Source organism: Actinomadura flavalba DSM 45200 (assembly GCF_000374305.1).
GTDB classification, from domain to species: domain Bacteria; phylum Actinomycetota; class Actinomycetes; order Streptosporangiales; family Streptosporangiaceae; genus Spirillospora; species Spirillospora flavalba.
Genome location: NZ_KB894093.1, coordinates 103644 through 120484, shown reverse-complemented (window position 1 = coordinate 120484; position 16841 = coordinate 103644). Strand labels below are relative to the sequence as shown.

Annotated in this window: 13 protein-coding genes; 10 read left to right on the top strand and 3 right to left on the bottom strand. The window is 74.5% G+C overall.

Annotated elements, in window-relative coordinates; all coding sequences use genetic code 11:
- The first annotated feature begins 94 nt into the window (after positions 1–94).
- The 3 genes from C229_RS0100545 (at position 95) to C229_RS0100535 (ending at position 4973) form a co-directional block, all read left to right on the top strand.
- Positions 95–3256, top strand: coding sequence for a DEAD/DEAH box helicase family protein (locus C229_RS0100545; RefSeq protein ID WP_018653128.1), 3162 nt, complete (start codon positions 95–97; stop codon positions 3254–3256).
- 38 nt (positions 3257–3294) lie between these two features.
- Positions 3295–4029 (top strand): MerR family transcriptional regulator, encoded by a 735-nt coding sequence (locus C229_RS0100540; protein WP_018653127.1) that lies wholly within the window; start codon positions 3295–3297, stop codon positions 4027–4029.
- Positions 4030–4100: 71 nt separating this feature from the next.
- Entirely contained in the window at positions 4101–4973 is an 873-nt protein-coding gene (locus tag C229_RS0100535; RefSeq protein WP_033423877.1) for an SDR family oxidoreductase, read from the top strand.
- A 3-nt stretch (positions 4974–4976) separates the two neighbouring features.
- Here the strand turns inward: C229_RS0100535 and lysX are convergent, their stop codons facing one another.
- Positions 4977–8258, bottom strand: coding sequence for a bifunctional lysylphosphatidylglycerol synthetase/lysine--tRNA ligase LysX (gene lysX, locus C229_RS0100530; protein WP_018653125.1), 3282 nt, complete (start codon positions 8256–8258; stop codon positions 4977–4979).
- 206 nt (positions 8259–8464) lie between these two features.
- Here lysX and C229_RS0100525 point away from each other — a divergent pair, with 206 nt between their 5' ends.
- Positions 8465–10159, top strand: a complete 1695-nt coding sequence (locus tag C229_RS0100525) for a serine/threonine-protein kinase (protein WP_026313335.1) — start codon at positions 8465–8467, stop codon at positions 10157–10159.
- 167 nt (positions 10160–10326) lie between these two features.
- Positions 10327–11685, top strand: coding sequence for a serine/threonine-protein kinase (locus C229_RS0100520; protein ID WP_051108830.1), 1359 nt, complete (start codon positions 10327–10329; stop codon positions 11683–11685).
- A 1-nt stretch (position 11686) separates the two neighbouring features.
- On the opposite strand, the gene C229_RS0100515 is transcribed toward C229_RS0100520, so the two are convergent.
- Complete coding sequence (locus tag C229_RS0100515; protein WP_018653122.1) at positions 11687–12289, bottom strand: response regulator; 603 nt, start codon at positions 12287–12289, stop codon at positions 11687–11689.
- A 317-nt stretch (positions 12290–12606) separates the two neighbouring features.
- Here C229_RS0100515 and C229_RS33935 point away from each other — a divergent pair, with 317 nt between their 5' ends.
- On the top strand, positions 12607–12771 hold the full coding sequence (locus tag C229_RS33935; RefSeq protein WP_155884514.1) for a hypothetical protein: 165 nt from the start codon (positions 12607–12609) through the stop codon (positions 12769–12771).
- 21 nt (positions 12772–12792) lie between these two features.
- On the opposite strand, the gene C229_RS0100505 is transcribed toward C229_RS33935, so the two are convergent.
- Positions 12793–13254 carry an ArsI/CadI family heavy metal resistance metalloenzyme gene (locus tag C229_RS0100505; protein WP_018653120.1) on the bottom strand — a complete coding sequence of 154 codons (462 nt, stop codon included), beginning with the start codon at positions 13252–13254 and terminating at the stop codon, positions 12793–12795.
- 79 nt (positions 13255–13333) lie between these two features.
- On the opposite strand from C229_RS0100505, the gene C229_RS0100500 reads away from it, so the two are divergent.
- The 4 genes from C229_RS0100500 to C229_RS0100485 all read left to right on the top strand — a co-directional run bounded on the left by C229_RS0100500 (position 13334) and on the right by C229_RS0100485 (position 16837).
- Positions 13334–13732 (top strand): ArsR/SmtB family transcription factor, encoded by a 399-nt coding sequence (locus C229_RS0100500; RefSeq protein ID WP_026313333.1) that lies wholly within the window; start codon positions 13334–13336, stop codon positions 13730–13732.
- 149 nt (positions 13733–13881) lie between these two features.
- Positions 13882–14712, top strand: coding sequence for an SDR family NAD(P)-dependent oxidoreductase (locus C229_RS0100495; RefSeq protein ID WP_018653118.1), 831 nt, complete (start codon positions 13882–13884; stop codon positions 14710–14712).
- 95 nt (positions 14713–14807) lie between these two features.
- Entirely contained in the window at positions 14808–15434 is a 627-nt protein-coding gene (locus C229_RS0100490) for a TetR/AcrR family transcriptional regulator (protein WP_018653117.1), read from the top strand.
- Positions 15435–15604: 170 nt separating this feature from the next.
- Positions 15605–16837 (top strand): PucR family transcriptional regulator, encoded by a 1233-nt coding sequence (locus tag C229_RS0100485; protein ID WP_018653116.1) that lies wholly within the window; start codon positions 15605–15607, stop codon positions 16835–16837.
- Positions 16838–16841: the final 4 nt, after the last annotated feature.

Sequence of the window (16841 nt, the reverse complement as noted above, 5' to 3'; positions counted from 1 at the left end):
TTTCCTGGCCCCCGAGCCGAAGATCATTCGGGATGCTTGGAAGCCGCCGACGCAGGGTGTTAGATCGGCTCAGCGTCGTCCGGAAGGAGCGGCTGTGCCGGAAAAGGGCGGCCCGGGGAGCGGGGACATCGGCGCGGGCCACGCCCCCGGCCCGCTGCCGGCGTTTCTGCGCGACCTCGCGCGGGCCCGCCGCGCGCCCACCCGCGATCTGGCCTCCTACGCGCGCGTCCACTGGCTGGCCGATCTGCCGCCGGACGTCTACGTCGAGACCGAGGCCGGGCCCGGCGACGTCCTGTTCAGCGTGCCGATCATCCCGATGGCGCCGCCCGCCGAACGCGCCGAGTTCGACGCGTGGCTGGCGCTGCGGCACTGGTACCGCGCGCTGCGCGACCTCGCGGCCGTGCGCGGCGACGAGGTCGTGCTCGCCACCGGGCTCCTCACGCGCGGGCCCGTGCGCGACCACCTGCTCACCACGCCCGTCCGCATCGTCGTGGACGAGCGGTCCGAGCGCGTCGACGTGCTCCTCGCCGGGCCGTCCGGCCTGCGCGACGGCGAACTGCTCGACGGCGCCGAGGGGTACTCGGCCGAGCGGACGGCGGCGCTCCGCGAGGACGTCGCGGGCGGCCGCGGCCTCGGCCTGGACGCGTCGGTCGCCGAGGTGCTGCGCGCCTGGAGCGCGCTCGCGTTCACCGGCGAGACCATCGACTTCTCCGAGGGCTGGACGCCCGAGCACGCCTCCGCCGCCTCCGGCGCCGCCGCCCGCCTCTGGCTCGCCCCCGCGCTCGTCGTCCGCCCGCCCGGCCGCGCCGCCGTGGCCGCCTACTTCGAGGAGATCGGCGCCCAGCCGCACGTCCCGCCCGCCTTCGCCGCCCTGCTCGACCCCGACGCCCCGTCCCCGGTCCAGTTCACCACCACGCCGTCCACCGCCGCGCTGGCCCCCCGCCCCCCGGCGCCCCGCGCCCAGGACCCGTCCTCGGGCCGGTTCACCCCCGACGCGCACGACCCCGACGCCGCCGACGCGGGCGCCGCCCGGCGGGCCGGGTGGGCGTCCGGGGACGGCCCCGCCGGGACGGCCGCGCTGGTCGCCCGGTTGCTCGGGGAGGGGGAGCGGGTGCTGGCGGTGACGGCCGACGCGGCCGCCGCCGGGCGGCTGCACGGGGCGCTGCCGCCGGAGATCGCGGAGCTGTGCGCGCTGCCGGGCACGTCGGCGCTGGTCGCGGAGGCCGTGCGGGCGCGCACGGCGCGGACGGACGCCGCCGCCGACCGGCACCGGGCCGACGACCTCGCGCGGCGGACCGCCCTCGCCGCGCAGCGCGCCGCCGAGCTGCGCGACCGCCTCGACCGGGCGCGCGCCGACGACGGCCCCGCCGGGCCGTCGTGGCTGCCCGCCCGGCCCGGCCTGCCGCCCGCGCCGCCGATCTCGGCGCCCGAGGCCGCCGAACTCGTCCGGCTGCTCACCGACCAGGGGCCCGACCGCACCGGCCACCGCGACGTCGACCCGGCGACGCTGCCCAGCGCCCCGTACGTCCGGACGCTCATCGAGGCCGAGGCGGCGGCGGCCGACCGCGTGGACGGCGCCGACACCGAGGTCTCGGCGGCGCTGCGCTCCTGCGACCCGGCCGTCCTCACCCGCCTGGACGAGAGCGCCGCGCCGGTGAACGCCGCGCTGCGCGACCTCGGCATGACCGGCCACCCCGCCGGGTGGAAGCACACCGACCCGACCGTCCGCGCCTTCACCGACCTGCTCGCGCGGCGCCGCCCCGCCGTGTGGGAGCAGGTCGCCGAGCTGACCGGCCGCGTCGAGGAGGCGGCGGCGCTGCTGGAGAACATCGCGGGCCGCCACATCGAGCTGCCCCCCGGCGACCCGCCGCTGCGGCTGCTCGCGTCCGACGCCCGCGAACTGCGCACCCAGCTCGTCGAGAACCTCGGCCGCCGCGGCCCGCGCAAGCCGCTGCGGCAGGCGGGCGCGCTGCTGCGCACCTGCCTGGTGGACGGCGAACCCGCGCTCACCCCCGCCCGGCTCGACGCGCTGCACGTCCACGTCACGGTGCTGCTCACCTGCCGCGAACTCCAGGCCGTCTGGGAGGAGGCGGGCGTGTCGTTCCCGGCGGACGTGCCGCTGCCCGAGCGCGTCGCCCGGTTCCGCCGCGCGCACCAGCGGCTCACCCGCGTCCGCTCGATCGCGGGCGACGTCGAGGAGACCACGCGGATGCTCGCCGCGCTGCGCCTCCCGATCCCGATCACGCACCCCGTGCAGTGGTACGGGTACACGGCCGGGCTCGAACACGTTCTGCTCGGCCAGGGCATCGACCGCGCCGCCGCCGACCTGGCCGCCCTGCGCGACTCCATCCCGGTGACGCGGCGCGACCCGCCCGAGCTGGCCGACGCCCGCGCCGCCATCGACGCCCGCGACGCCGCCGCCTACGGCCGCGCCCTGCACGCCCTCGCCGACGCCCGGCACCGGCGCGCCGCGCAGTTGCGCCGCGACGAGCTGATGCGGCGCGTCCAGTCCGTGCACCCGGAGCTGGCCGAGATGCTCTACGACGCCGGCGACGACTGGCCCGACCGCATCGCCACCTGGGACGAGGCGTGGAAGCGCGCCGCCGAGCCCGGCGCCCGCCGCGGCGGCCGCCCGCCGGTGGAGGGGCTGGAGCGGGACGCGGCGCAGGCCGCCGACCGGCACCGCGCCCTGGACGCCGAGCTGACCGCCGCCCGCGCCCGCGCCGCCTGGGGCGACGGCCCCGGCACGATCCCGGCCTGGATCGTCCCGCTCTGGCAGGTCCCGGACGTCCTGCCGCCCGGCCCGGACGCGTTCGACGTCGTCATCGTGGACGGCGAGCACGGCGCCGGGGCCGAGGCGCTGTTCCTGCTGTGGCTGGCGCCGCGCGTCATCCTCGTCGGGGAGCCGGGCCCGCCGCTGCCGCCGCCCGAGCGCGCCCCGGCGCCGCTCCCGCCGCCGCTCGGTGACGTCGTCACCCCGACGGCGACGCTGTTCACGCTGCTCGCCGCGCGCTTCGCGGCGTCCCCGGCCGAGCCCGAGCCCGACCCGGTGCCCGAGGGTCGTTCGATCGTCACCTACAAGCGGCCCGAACTCCTGGCGCTCGTCGCGCAGCTCGCCGCCGAGGACCGCGCCGCCGACGACGACACGCTCATCGCGCGCGCCCGCGCCGAACTCGCCTGCCCGCCCGGGGAGGACTCGCTCGTCGAGGCCCGGCTCCGCTTCGCCGTCGACGCCTACCGCGCCAGCGTCACCTAGGATGACAGTCACCGCTGGTAGCAACCGGGGAGTGACGGGTGAGCGACGGAGCCGAGTACCGGGTCGGGGAGCTGGCGGCGGCGGCCGGGGTGCCGGTGCGGACGCTGCGGTACTACCAGGAGAAGCGGCTGCTGCCGCCGCCGGTGCGGCGGGGCCGGACGGCGTGGTACTCGGCGGCCCACCTGGAGCGGCTGCGCACCATCGGTGACCTGCTGGAGCGCGGTTACCGGCTGGACGGCATCGAGGAGCTGCTGGCCGCCGCCGGGCAGGGCCGCGACGTCACCGAGCTGCTCGGCTTCGAGCGGGCCGCCGGGGCGCCGTGGGCGGAGCAGACGCCCGTCGAGATCTCCGCCGCCGAGCTGGCGGCGCTGTTCGGTGACCAGGTCACCGAACGGAACATCGCCGAGGCCGTCGAGCTGGGCTATCTCGTCGTGGACGGCGACCGCCTGCTGCACACGAGCAGCCGCCTGCTGGAGGCGACCGGCGAGCTGGTGCGGGCGGGGATTCCGCTGGCCGCGATGCTCGCGCTGAGCTGGGAGCTGGAGGCCGCCTTCGACCGGATGGCGTTCGGGTTCGCGCACCTCATCCGGCGGCACGTCGTCGACCCGGTCGGGGACGCGCCCGCGCCCGGCGAGCTGGAGCGCGTGGCGGGCATCGTCGCGCGGCTGCGGCCGGTGGCCCGCACGGTCGCGGACGAGCACTTCGGCCGCGCCATGGACCGCCGCGCCGGCACCGAGATCGCTGAACTACGCGATCGGCTCAACCCGGGTTAGAACCCCCATACGGGTCTGCGTTACGCTGCCGATCCCAGTTGGGACTGGCACGAACGATCTAAGGAGACCACGTGGGTGCACAGGTGGACGTCTCGGGCCGCGTCGCGGTCGTCACGGGCGCGGCGCGCGGCCTCGGCCTGCTGATGGCGCGCCGCCTCACCGAACGCGGCATGCGCGTCGCGCTGCTCGGCCTCGAACCCGACGAGCTGGCCCAGGCCGCCAAGGAGTGCGGCCCCGGCGCCCGCGCCTGGACCGTCGACGTCACCGACCAGGACGCCCTGCACGCCGTCGCCGCCGAGGTCGTCGCCCACTACGGGCGCGTGGACGCCGTCGTCGCCAACGCGGGCATCGCCACCGGCGGCCCCGTCGAGCACTCCGACCCGCGCACGTTCGCCCGCGTCATCGAGGTCAACCTGCTCGGCAGCGTCAACACCGCCCGCGCCTTCCTGCCCGCGCTGCGCGGCACGCGCGGCCACTTCTACCAGGTCGCCTCGCTCGCCGCCCTGTGCGCGGCGCCGATGATGGCCGCCTACTGCGCGAGCAAGTCCGGCGTGGAGGCGTTCGCGCACAGCCTGCGCGCCGAGGTCGCCCACCACGGCGTCACCGTCGGCATCGGCTACCTGAGCTGGACCGACACCGACATGGTGCGCGGCGCCGACCGGGACGCGGCGCTGCGCGACATGCGCGCCTCGCTGCCGTTCCCGTCCAACCGGACCTACGCCCTCGAACCGACCGTCGACCGGCTCGTGGACGGCCTGGTCCGCCGCCGCCCGCACGTCTACGGGCAGCGCTGGCTGCCCGCGATGCAGGCGTTCCGCGCCGCCGTCCCGGCCGTCGTCACCCGCCACTCCCGCAGCCGCCTCGGTGAGTACGAGCGCCGCTGGCTGGCGGCGGGCGCCGACACGAGCCTGGTCGGCGCGGGCGGCGCGGCGGCGGAGAAGTAGCCGCTATTCGCCGCGCACCAGCGGGAACGGGATCGTCTCGCGGATCGACCGGCCGGTCAGCATGATGAGCAGCCGGTCGATCCCCATCCCCATGCCCCCGGCCGGGGGCATCGCGTACTCCAGGGCGCGCAGGAAGTCCTCGTCCAGCTCCATCGCCTCGGGGTCGCCCCCGGCGGCCTGAAGCGACTGCTCGGTGAGCCGCGCGCGTTGCAGGACGGGGTCGATCAGCTCGGAGTAGGCGGTGCCCAGCTCCATGCCGAAGACGATGAGGTCCCACTTCTCGGCGAGGCGCGGGTCGTCGCGGTGCGGACGCGTCAGCGGCGACGTCTCGGCCGGATAGTCGCGGACGAACGTCGGCGCCATGAGATGTTCCTCGACCAGCGCCTCGTACAGCTCCTGCACGATCCGCCCCTGCCCCCACGCCGGATCGACGTTCAGCCCGGCCGCCTCCGCGTGCGCGGCGACGTCCGCGCGCGGCGTGTCCGGCGTGACCGCCGCGTCCAGCGCCTCCGACACCGACCCGTACACGGTGATCTCCCGCCACGGCTCGGCCAGGTCGTACGCGACGCCGTCGCGCACGAGCACCGTCGTGCCCAGCGCCGCCCGCGCCGCCGCGATGACCAGGTCGCGGGTGAGGACGGCCATCGTGTCGTAGTCGCCGTACGGCTGGTACGCCTCCAGCATCGTGAACTCGGGGTTGTGCTTGGGCGACACGCCCTCGTTGCGGAAGTTGCGGTTCAGCTCGAACACCTTGCCCGCGCCGCCGACCAGCAGCCGCTTCAGGTACAGCTCCGGCGCGATCCGCAGGTAGAGCCGCATGTTGTAGGCGTTGATCCGCGTCGTGAACGGACGCGCCGTCGCCCCGCCGTGCACGGGCTGGAGCATCGGCGTCTCGACCTCCAGGTAGCCGCGCTCGCGCAGCACGTCCCGCACGGCCGCGACCGCCTCGCCGCGCCGGTGCAGCATGGCGCGCGCGTCGTCGTTGACGATGAAGTCGACGTACCGCTGCCGCACCCGCGCCTCCGGGTCGGACAGGCCGGTGCGCTTGTTCGGCAGCGGGCGCAGGCACTTGGACGTCAGCGTCCACGACGCCGCCAGCACCGACAGCTCCCCGGTGCGGGAGGTGACGACCTCGCCGCGCACGCCGACCTGGTCACCGAGGTCGATCAGTTCCTTCCACCGCGCCAGCGCCTCGGCGCCCGCGCACTCCTCCGACAGCATGATCTGGAGGTCGCCGCTCTCGTCCCGCAGCGTCACGAAGATCAGCCGCCCGTGCTCGCGGGCCAGGACGACGCGGCCCGCGACCGACACCGTCGCGCCCGTGTGCGCGTCCGCGCCGAGCCCGGCGAAGCGGGCGTGCACGTCCGCGGCCTCGTCGGTGCGGTCGTAGCCGAGCGGGTACGGGTCGAGCCCGGCGGCGCGGATGCGGTCGAGCTTGGCGTGCCGGACGCGCTCCTGCTCCGACAGCCGCCGCGTCGGCGCCCGCCGCGCCTCGGCCTCCGCCTCGATCAGCGCGATCTTCTCCACCAGGTCGGGGGAGGGTACGATCCGCGCGGCACGGTCCAGCCGGTTGCGGCTCAGGCTCGGCACGAACCCCTCGGCCCGCGCGTAGGCCAGGCCCAGCCGCACCAGGTGCCGGCTCTGCCGGTAGCAGATGTACCGGGGACGCCACAGCGGCAGATACTTCGCGTTCGCCAGGTAGAGCGACTCAAGCTGGTAGAACCGCGACGCGAACGACAGCACCCGGTAGTACAGCCGCGCCACCGGCCCCGCCCCGATCCGCGCGCCGCGCTCGAACGCCGACCGCAGCATCGCGAAGTTCAGCGAGAGCTGCTGCGCGCCGACCGCCGCCGCCTGCTCGGCCAGCTTGGCGACCATGAACTCGTTCAGCCCGTTCTCGGCGGCCCGGTCGCGGCGCATCAGGTCGAGGGACAGCCCCGTCCGGCCCCACGGGACGAAACTGAGCAGCCCGCGCAGATCGCCGCGCGCGTCGAACGCCTCGACCATGACGCAGCGCCCGTCGGTGGGGTCGCCGAGACGGCCCAGCGCCATCGAGAACCCGCGCTCGGTCTCCTCGCCGCGCCACGCGTCGGCGCTGCGGATGAGCCGCGACATCTCGTCGGGGGAGATCTGCGCGTGCCGCCGGATGCGCACCGTGTACCCGGCGCGCTCGACGCGCCGCACCGCCTGGCGCACCTGCCGCATCTCGCGGCCGTCCAGGTTGAACTCGGTGAGGTCGAGGATGGCCTCGTCGCCCAGTTCCAGCGCGTCGAAGCCGTGCCGCTCGTAGATGCGCGCCGCCCGCTCACCGACGCTGACCGCCCCGGGAATCCACGCGTGCGCGCGGCACTCCCCGAGCCACGCGTCGATGGCCTGGTCCCACGCCTCGGGGTCGCCCAGCGGGTCGCCGCTGGCCAGCGACACCGCGCCCTCCACCCGGTAGGCGATGGCGGCGCGGCCGTTCGGGGCGACGATGACGTCCTTGTCGCGGCGCAGCGCGAAGTAGCCGAGGGAGTCCTGGTCGCCGTGCTCGGCGAGCAGCGCGCGCGCCGCGACCTCCTCGTCGGGGCTGAGCACCGCGTCCCGGTGGCCCGGCCGGAACAGCGCCCAGAACGTCGCGACGAGCAGTCCCGTGCCGAGGCCCCACAGGATGACGTCCACCCAGAACGGCGCGATCACGTCGATCGGCTTGCCGGTGACGCGCGGGCCGAGGACGGTCTGCGCGACCGCGTACAGCGGGTGCGTCCAGAACCCGCCGTCGGGGTCGCGGTCGGTCAGCGTGACCAGCAGCGTCCCTATCCCGCCGGTGACGATGAGCAGACCTGTGAAGACGATGAGGGCGAGTCGCCGGTTGCGGCGGTCGGGCAGCGTGGTGAACTGGCTCCGCGACGCCAGGACGAGCACCAGCGCCCCGCCGTAGACGACCACGGTGACGGCCAGCCCGACCGGGGTCGGCTCGGCCGGATCGAGCAGACCCGTGAGCAGCGCGAGGAGGCTGAGCGCCGCGTACGTGGCGAACACGACGACGAGCAGCCGCCACGCCGCCTTCTTACGGCGCCGCACCCCCATCGACAGCAGAATCCACAGCAGGCCCACCGGCACGCTGGGGAACCCGCCGAGATAGCCCAGCCAGCGCAGCGCCCAGATGTCCGTCAGCTCGATGATCAGCCCGTAGGACACCCACGAGAGCAGCGAGAGGATTCCCGACAGCCGCGTGAACCAGAAGAAGATCGTGGGGGACGCCTCGATGAGACCTCGCCACTCTCCGCGCGGCCCGCTGCCCATGCGCCTCCCGTCGTGGGTCCGCCGTGTCGTCGTCTTCTTTGTACCGGGTGTCGCGTCCATCGCCGTGTCTCTGCCGTCGCTTCGTGGTCGTGCCGTGTTCGCGCAGGTCGCGAACCTCGCAGGTGTCGCCCGCGTCCAGCGGGTAGGGGGTTATGGCGTGCGGGGCGAGTCCAACAGTGTCAGCGAAAGTCGATATGGTCGCGGATATGCCGAATGAGACCACCGGCGGGCGTCTGCTCGCCCGTCGCTACCGACTTCAGACGCACGTCGGTCGCGGCGGCATGGGGACGGTCTGGCAGGCTCACGATGAAGTCCTCGGGCGAGACGTAGCGGTCAAGGAGGTCATCCTCCCGCACGGGCTCACCGACGAGGAACGCGCGGTGCACCACAAGCGCACGTTCCGTGAGGCGCGCACCGCCGCCCGGCTCGGCCACCCCGGCGTCGTCACCGTCTACGACGTCGTCGAGGAGGACGGCCGGCCGTGGATCATCATGGAGCTGATCCACGCCCGCTCCCTCGACCAGGTCATCAAGCAGGACGGCCCGATGGAGGTCCGCCGCGCCGCCGACCTCGGCCGCCAGATGCTCGCCGCGCTGCACGCCGCGCACGACGCCGGGGTGCTGCACCGCGACGTCAAGCCCAGCAACGTGCTGGTCACCGGCGCCGTCCCGCACGGGGAACGCGCCGTCATCACCGACTTCGGCATCGCGACCGCCGCCGGTGACGCCACGCTCACCCAGACCGGCCTGGTCATGGGATCACCCGCCTACATCGCGCCCGAACGCGCCCGGGGCCGCACCGCCGGTCCCGCGTCCGACCTGTGGTCGCTCGGCGTCACCCTCTACGCGATGCTGCACGGCCGCTCGCCGTTCGAGCGCAACGAGCCGATGGCCGCGCTCGTCGCCGTCATCTCCGAGGAGCCCGACCCGCCCGACCGCGCCGGGCGGCTGCGCCCCGTCATCGAGGGCCTGCTCCGCAAGAACCCCGACGAGCGCATGGACGCCCGCGAGGCCGGGGCCCTGCTGGACGACATCGTCCGCCGCGAGACCATCGACGACCAGCGCACGCTGGCCGTCGAGGTGCCGTCCGACGAGATCCCGGCCGTGACCCCCGCGCCGTCCCCCGACCCCGCCCCGGCGGAGCGCACCACGGCCGCGCCGTCCGGCGGCGCCTGGCCCGTCGGCGAGGAGACCCAGGCCCCGGCCCGCCCGCGCCGCGGCCTCGCGGCGCCGAGCCGCAACGTGCTGCTGGTCGGGGTGATCGCGGTCGTCCTCATCATCGCCGTGGCCTCCGTCGTCTACGCCAGCACCCGCCCCGACGACGACCCGCCCCGGGCGAACACCCCGACCTCCGCGCCCCCGTCGTCCCCGAAGGCGGCCCCTTCCACCACCCCGCCGACGTCCCCGTCCGCGACGCCGAGTTCGTCGCCCACGGGCGTCCCGGCGGGCTTCCGCCTCCACAAGGACCGCACGGGCTACCAGGTCGCCGTCCCGGACGGCTGGAGCGGCCCCGAGCGGCGCGACGCGCAGAACCACTTCTTCCGCTCGCCCGACCGCCGCACCTACATCCAGATCGGCCAGACCGACAACCCCAACCCGAGCGCGCTGAAGGACTGGCAGCAGTACGAGCCGACCGGCAAGCGGCGCTTCAGCGGGTACCGGCTCATCAAGATCGAGCCGGTGGAGAAGGGCGAGCCGGTCAGCGACCCCAGCGGCGCCAAGTCCGCCGACTGGGAGTGGACGTACTCCGGCAACGGCGGCCGGATGCGCGCCCTGAACCGGGGGTTCGTCCAGAACGGCCACGGCTACGCCATCCTGCTGTCGGCGCCCGCCGACGACTGGGACAAGACGCTCGCCGACCTCGACCCGGTCTACCGGCTCTTCAAGCCCGCCGACGACTGACCCGCGTCGGTCTTGGCGCGCAACGAGTGGAACGAAACACGCCGTACCGTGAACAATGACCTGGACGGGGTGGGCTCGGTGGCGTGAAATGAAACCGGCGGGCGTGTGAGCGCGTCCGAATCACGGCACGGGTACTGGCGGACGGCGGCGAGGCGGACCAGGCGGACATGGCACAGGACAGGTTCCTCGGCGGTCGCTACCGGCTCGACGCGGTGGTGGGCCGGGGCGGGATGGGCACCGTGTGGCGGGCCCACGACCGGATGCTCGACCGCGAGGTCGCGGTCAAGGAGATCGTGCTGCCGCCGGGGCTCACCCACGCCGAGCGCGACGTGCTGTACGAGCGGACGTTCCGCGAGGCGCGGGCGTCGGCGCGGCTGAACCACCCCGGCGTCGTCACCGTGCACGACGTCGTCGAGGAGTCCGACCGGCCGTGGATCGTCATGGAGCTGGTCCGCGCCAGCTCTTTGCAAGACCACCTGGAGCAGGGCGCGCTGCCGCACCGCCGCGTCGCCGAGATCGGCCTCCAGATGCTCGCCGCGCTGCGCGCCGCGCACGAGAAGGGCATCCTGCACCGCGACGTCAAGCCCAGCAACGTGCTGATCACCGCGTCCGGGCGGGTCGTCCTCACCGACTTCGGCATCGCCCAGATGGAGGGCGACGCCACCCTCACCCAGACGGGCCTGGTCATGGGCTCGCCCGCCTACATCCCGCCGGAGCGGGCGCGCGGTGAGCGCGCCGTGCCCGCCTCCGACCTGTGGGCGCTCGGCGCCACGATGTACGCGGCGCTGGAGGGCCGGTCGCCCTACGAGCGCTCCGACGCGATGTCGTCGCTCCAGGCCGCGCTGCTGGAGCCGGTGCCGCCCGCCCGCAACGCGGGCCCGCTCGCCGACGTCCTGGACGGCCTGCTCGCCCGCGAGCCGCGCTTCCGGATGACGGGCGCGCAGGCCGAACCGCTGCTGTCCCGGGTCGCGTCGATGCCGGACGCGCCCGCGACGTTCGTCGACGGCACCATCGTGGACGAGCCGTCCGCGCGGTTCGGCGTCCCCGAGCGCGCCGCCGACACCGTGCTCGACTCGGCCGAACTCGAACCGCGCACCCGCCGCGACCGGTCCCGGAGCACGTGGACGGCCGAGCACGGACGTCCGCCCGTCCCGGCCGAGCCCGAGGCGCGGACGCTGCTGGAGCCGGGCCGGTGGGAGCCGCGTCCCCAGGGCTTCGACCCGCCCGGCACGCCGCCCGGCGGCTGGACCGCCCAGGACTCCGGCACCGCGCCGAGCGGCCCGGTGTTCCCGCCGCAGACGCCGCCGGGCGGGCAGCACTATCCGTCGTGGCAGGAGCAGCGGCCGGCGCGCGGCGGGGCCGACCGGGAACGCCGCAAGACGATGATCATCGTGACGATCGCGGTGGTGCTCGCGGTCGCGGCGGTGCTGGCGGGGGCGTTCATCATCCGGCAGCGGCTGGCCGAGACGTCCGCGCTGCCCGCGCCGGTGCCGCCCGCCGTCGCGGTCGTTCCCGCCGCGCCCTGAGTCAGCCGCGCGCGGCCAGCGCCTCCAGCGCCTTGCGCAGGTCGCCCAGTTCGGCGTCGAGCCCGGCCAGCGCGCCGGACGGCACGCCGGAGACCTCGCGCAGCCGGGCCGCCTCGGCCTCCAGCCGGGCGATCGGGCCGTCCACGATCGCGCGGACGGCGCCGTCGTCGGCGGTGGTGCGGCGCAGTACGGACGCCTGGTGCGCCAGTTCGAGGTTGCGGCGGTGCAGTTCGACGAACACCGACACCTTGGCCCGCAGCAGCCACGGGTCGAACGGCTTGGTGAGGTAGTCGGCGGCGCCGGCCGCATAGCCCCGGTACGCCTCCTCGCCGTCGTCTCCGGCGGCGGTCAGGAAGATGATCGGGACGTCGCGGGTCTTGGGGCGGCTCTTGATGTGCCCGGCCGTCTCGAATCCGTCCATGCCGGGCATCACGACGTCGAGCAGGATGAGCGCGAAGTCGTCGCCGAGCAGTTCCTTGAGCGCCGCCTGCCCGGACGTGACCGCGACGACCTCGACCGGCAGCGCGTCGAGCACCGCGGACAGGGCGACGAGGTTCTCGTCGCGGTCGTCGACGGCGAGAATCCTGACGGGGCTGGGGTGCACCGCACTCCTCTGTTGCCGGGGGCGGATCTCCTCGTCCTACCTTGTCACGTTCGCGCAACGTGCGATAGCGAATCGGACCTGTGCGTCCCCGTCCACCCGCGCTTCGCGGGCGCGTCCGGCGGCGCGGGCGTCGCGACGTCGGGACGTGGTGACGCGCGGTCGCCGTCCCGTATGAGCGCGGTGACGCCGATGGCCGTTCTCCGCTCGGGTGCGCGTCCGCGCGGGACGGGTGAGAGGGGAGTCACGCCGTTCACGTCATGTTTCCTATGGGTTGCTGATAATTTCGGACACTCGCATTGGGGTCGGAAGGTGCATAAGTGAACAGCCACGTGGGTCGTGTCCGGGTTGCGTTGATCGGTGTGGCGCTGGTGCTCGCCGTCGCGGCACTGGAGGTGCTGGCCCTCAAGCTCGGCTCGTTCAGCGTGCCGCTCCCGTCCGACGCGGCGACCGTCGCGGAACCGGCGGCGACGCCCGCCTCCTGAGCCGGGCCCGTCCAGCGGGGCTCAGCTCGGGCGGCACCCGCAACCGCCCCTGGCCGGGGCGGGCTCGGCCTGGCCGGTGGCGCAGCAGGCGTCGTCGGCGCTCGTGCCGAGGGTGTCGGCGTCGGCCTTCACGGTGTAGACCTCCCAGGGCTCGGCGCCGGGGGCGGTGACCCAGACCTTGTCCTGGAGGGCGTAGCAGCAGGACGTGTCGTTCTGCGCGAACGTCGCCAGCCCCGACTCCGCGAGCCGGGACGTCGCGGCCGCCACCTCGTCGGTGGTGGCGACCTCGACGCCGAGGTGGTCCAGGCGGGTCGCCTCGCCGGTCTCGCCCTCCAGCAGGACGAGCTTGAGCGGCGGCTCGGTGACGGCGAAGTTGGCGTAGCCGGGGCGGATCTTGGCGGGCTCGGCGCCGAAGAGCCGGGAGTAGAAGGCGATCGACGCCTCCAGGTCGGCGACGCGCAGGGCGAGCTGGACACGGGACATGACGGTCTCCCCAGGTGCTTGTATCGAAGTTCCTCTATTCAAAGTTGCCCTCTGATTCGATGGCTGTCAATATAGAAGCATGTCGAAACAAGGGCTTCGGGTGGTCGGCCGCGACGGCGTGGCGGGCTGCTGCCCCGGCCTGCTGACCGCGCCCCTGGTGGCCGACGAGGCGGGTGAACTGGCCCGCGTGTTCAAGGCGCTGGGCGACCCGGTGCGTCTCCAGTTGCTGTCGATGATCGCGTCACGCGCGGGCGGCGAGGTGTGCGTCTGCGACCTGACCCCGGCGTTCGACCTCTCCCAGCCGACGATCTCCCACCACCTCAAACTCCTGCGCGAAGCGGGCCTGATCGACGGAGAGCGCCGCGGAACCTGGGTGTACTACCGCCTCGTAACCGAAACGACCGACCGGCTCGCGTCGCTCCTCACCCGCCCCGGCGGCACCCCCGCACCGGACCGGGCCCCCGAGGGCCGCCCGTGACCCCCGAAGCTCCCGGCCGTCCGACCCGCGAGCAGATCCGGGCCCGCGTCGAAGACCTCATCGCGCAGCTCGGCCTCCCGAAGCGGGCATGACGGACTCCGGTCCGGTTACACTCTCGGTACCAAACAAACGTTAGGTCTGGAGTGTCGATGGACGTCCTGGGCGGACGCGTCGCGGTGGTCACCGGCGCGGGCAGCGGCATCGGGCGCGCGCTCGCCCTCCGCCTCGCCGCCGAGGGCATGTCCCTCGGCCTCGCCGACGTCGAGGACGCCGCGCTCACCGCGACCGCCGAGGCCGTCGCTGCGGCCGGGGCGCCGGTCACCGCCCGCGTCACCGACGTCGGTGACACCGCCTCCGTCGCGGCCTTCGCCGACGAGGTCTTCGCCGCGTTCGGCGCCGTCCACCTGCTCTGCAACAACGCGGGCGTCTTCGCGGGCGGGCGGATCTGGACGCTGCCGCCCGACGACTTCGACTGGGTCCTGCGCGTCAACCTGGGCGGCGTGCTGAACGGCGTCCGCGCGTTCGTCCCGCGCATGATCGAGCAGGACACCGACGGGCACGTCGTCAACACCGCGTCGATCGCCGGGCTGTTCCCCACGCCGTTCACCGGCCCCTACACCGTCTCCAAGCACGCCGTCCTCGCCGCCACCGAGACGCTCGCGCACGACCTCGCGCTGTCGGGCTCCCGGCTGGGCGTGTCCGTCCTGTGCCCCGGCGGCGTGCGGACGCGGCTCACCGACTCCGAGCGCAACCGGCCGGGGGAGCCCGCGCCGCGCACCGATGACCGCGCCTTCGTCCGGCAGGTCATGGACGACGCCGTCACGGCCGGCATCGACCCGGGCGAGGTCGCAGCGGCCGTCGTCGCCGGGGTCCGGAACCGCACGTTCCTGATCCTCACCCATCCCGGCCACGGCCCCGCCCTCGCGCCCCGCGCCGCCGACCTGGCGGCCGGGCGCCTGCCGGACCTGCCCGCCCTGTAGCCGTCCCGTCCCGAGCGCCCGTGCCGTACGCCACAATGGGAGGCCATTTCAGTGGTCGGGCGCGCGTCGCGCCCCGGGACGGAACGGCCGGACGCATGAGCGAGAGTGCGCGCTTCACCGTGACGCGCAGCCTGTCCAAGGAGCAGCAGGCGCGCCGGGAACGTCTCGTGGCGGCCGCCCGCGACCTCGCCGACGAGGGCGGCTACCACGCCGTCACGATGCACGACGTGGCCGACCGCGCGGGCGTCGCGCGCGCCACCGTCTACCGGTACTTCGCCACCAAGGACCACCTGCTCACCGAGGTCGCCGCCGCGTGGGCGCACCGCATGACGCACGACATCGAGGCCGTCGCCGTGGGCGGCACCCCGGTGGAGCGGCTGACGGCGCTGCTGGAGCGGATCGTCGTCGTCGCGGCCGGCGAGCTGACGCTGACGTCCACGATCATCCAGGCGGTCACGTCCGACGACCCCAGCGTGGACGACGCCCGCACCGTGCTGTTCCTGTTCGTCCGGGACCGCCTCGCGGCGGCCATCGGCGATCCGGTGCCCGAGCGCGAGGACGTCGAGATCGTCCTCGGGCACGTGCTGCTGGCGGCGCTGGTGAGCCTGACGTCGCTGCGCCGCCCCGTGGACGAGGTGCGGGCGATGGTGCGCACGGCGGGGCGGCTGGTGCTGGCGGGCGCGTTCGCGGGCGTCGCGGAGGCCGGTCCCATCGCGCCGTGAGGCGCGCCGCCGACCTGCGCCCGGGTGTCATGTGCCGGGCGCGCGTCCGCGCCGAACAGGCGCCCGCGTTGTCAGCCGGTTGACAAAACGGGGCGTCGATTGCGTCGATGAGCCCTTAGCCCGTGCCGATCCCCGGAGGTACGTTCCGACGAGGATCGGGAGGAGTCACGGTGACGACGACGCAGGAACGTTCGCCGCTCAAACCGTGGGTCGGCGTGCCCGGAGAGGTCTCCGAGCTGTTCCGGCCGCATCTGGACGCGCTGGCCGAGGAGATGATCGAGGAGATCCTGGCCGGGATACCCGAGTACTCCCGCCCGCAGGACGAGGAGTACGCCCGGCTCGTTCGGCTGGCCGTCGAGGGCGCGCTGCGCCAGTTCACCGACCTCATCATGGACCCCGACAGCTCGTGGGAGCCGGTCGTCGCGGTCTACCGGGAGATCGGCTGGGCCGAGGCCCGCGAGGGCCGCAACCTGGACGTCCTCCAGACGTCGCTGCGCCTGGGGGCGCGGGTCGCCTGGCGGCGGCTGGCGTCGGAGTCCGAGCGCTACAACATCTCGCGGCGGACGCTGGCCAGCATCGCCGAGGCCATCTTCGCGTTCCTGGACGAGATCGCCCGCGCGGCGACCGACGGCTACACCAAGGCCCGCGAGCAGGAGGCGGGCGAGCTGGAGCACCGCCGCCGCAGGCTGCTCGACCTGCTGCTCGCCGAACCGCCCGCCGCGCCGCAGGCCGTCGCGGACCTGGCGCGGCTGGCGCAGTGGCGGGTGCCGCGCACGGTCGCGGCGGTCGTGCTGTACGAGCGGGGCAAGGAGCCGTTCAGCGCGCCGTCGCTGCCGCCGGACGTGCTCGCCGACATCAACCGCCGCGAACCGTGCCTGATCATCCCCGATCCGGACGGGCCGGGCCGCGCCCGCGTCCTGGAGACCGCGCTGCGCGACTGGGTCGCGGCGGTCGGCCCGACCGTCCGCACCGAGGACGCGGCCAAGTCGATGCGCTGGGCGCGCGAGGCGCTGCCGCTGGCGCGGCGCGGCGTGCTGCCGGTGGACGGGCTGATCCGCTGCGCCGACCACATGCCCGCGCTGGTGGTGTTCAAGGACGAGGAACTGGTCCGGGCCGTCGCAGACCTGCGGCTCGCGCCGCTGCGGACCGTCCGTCCCCGGCATCGGGAACGGCTGGTGCGGACGCTGCTGTCCTGCCTCCAGAACGGGTTCAACGCCACCGAAGTAGCCACACGTCTGCACGTTCACCCGCAGACCGTCCGGTACCGCCTGCATCAGCTCGAAGAGCTCTTCGGTGACCAGCTCTACGACCCCGAGTCGCGGCTGGAGATGGAGATGGTGCTGACGGTGTGGCTGAGTTCGCCGCAGGACACGGAGCCGGCCGCCTCTCCATCAAGCGATTGACGGG

What these genes read in the sequence shown, in the direction of transcription:
- C229_RS0100525 (WP_026313335.1), top strand. Translation starts at nt 8,465, where the DNA reads ATGCCGAATGAGACCACCGGCGGGCGTCTGCTCGCCCGTCGCTACCGA.
- C229_RS0100490 (WP_018653117.1), top strand. Translation starts at nt 14,808, where the DNA reads ATGAGCGAGAGTGCGCGCTTCACCGTGACGCGCAGCCTGTCCAAGGAG.
- C229_RS0100520 (WP_051108830.1), top strand. Translation starts at nt 10,327, where the DNA reads ATGGCACAGGACAGGTTCCTCGGCGGTCGCTACCGGCTCGACGCGGTG.
- C229_RS0100505 (WP_018653120.1), bottom strand. Translation starts at nt 13,254, where the DNA reads ATGTCCCGTGTCCAGCTCGCCCTGCGCGTCGCCGACCTGGAGGCGTCG.
- lysX (WP_018653125.1), bottom strand. Translation starts at nt 8,258, where the DNA reads ATGGGCAGCGGGCCGCGCGGAGAGTGGCGAGGTCTCATCGAGGCGTCC.
- C229_RS0100500 (WP_026313333.1), top strand. Translation starts at nt 13,334, where the DNA reads ATGTCGAAACAAGGGCTTCGGGTGGTCGGCCGCGACGGCGTGGCGGGC.
- C229_RS0100495 (WP_018653118.1), top strand. Translation starts at nt 13,882, where the DNA reads ATGGACGTCCTGGGCGGACGCGTCGCGGTGGTCACCGGCGCGGGCAGC.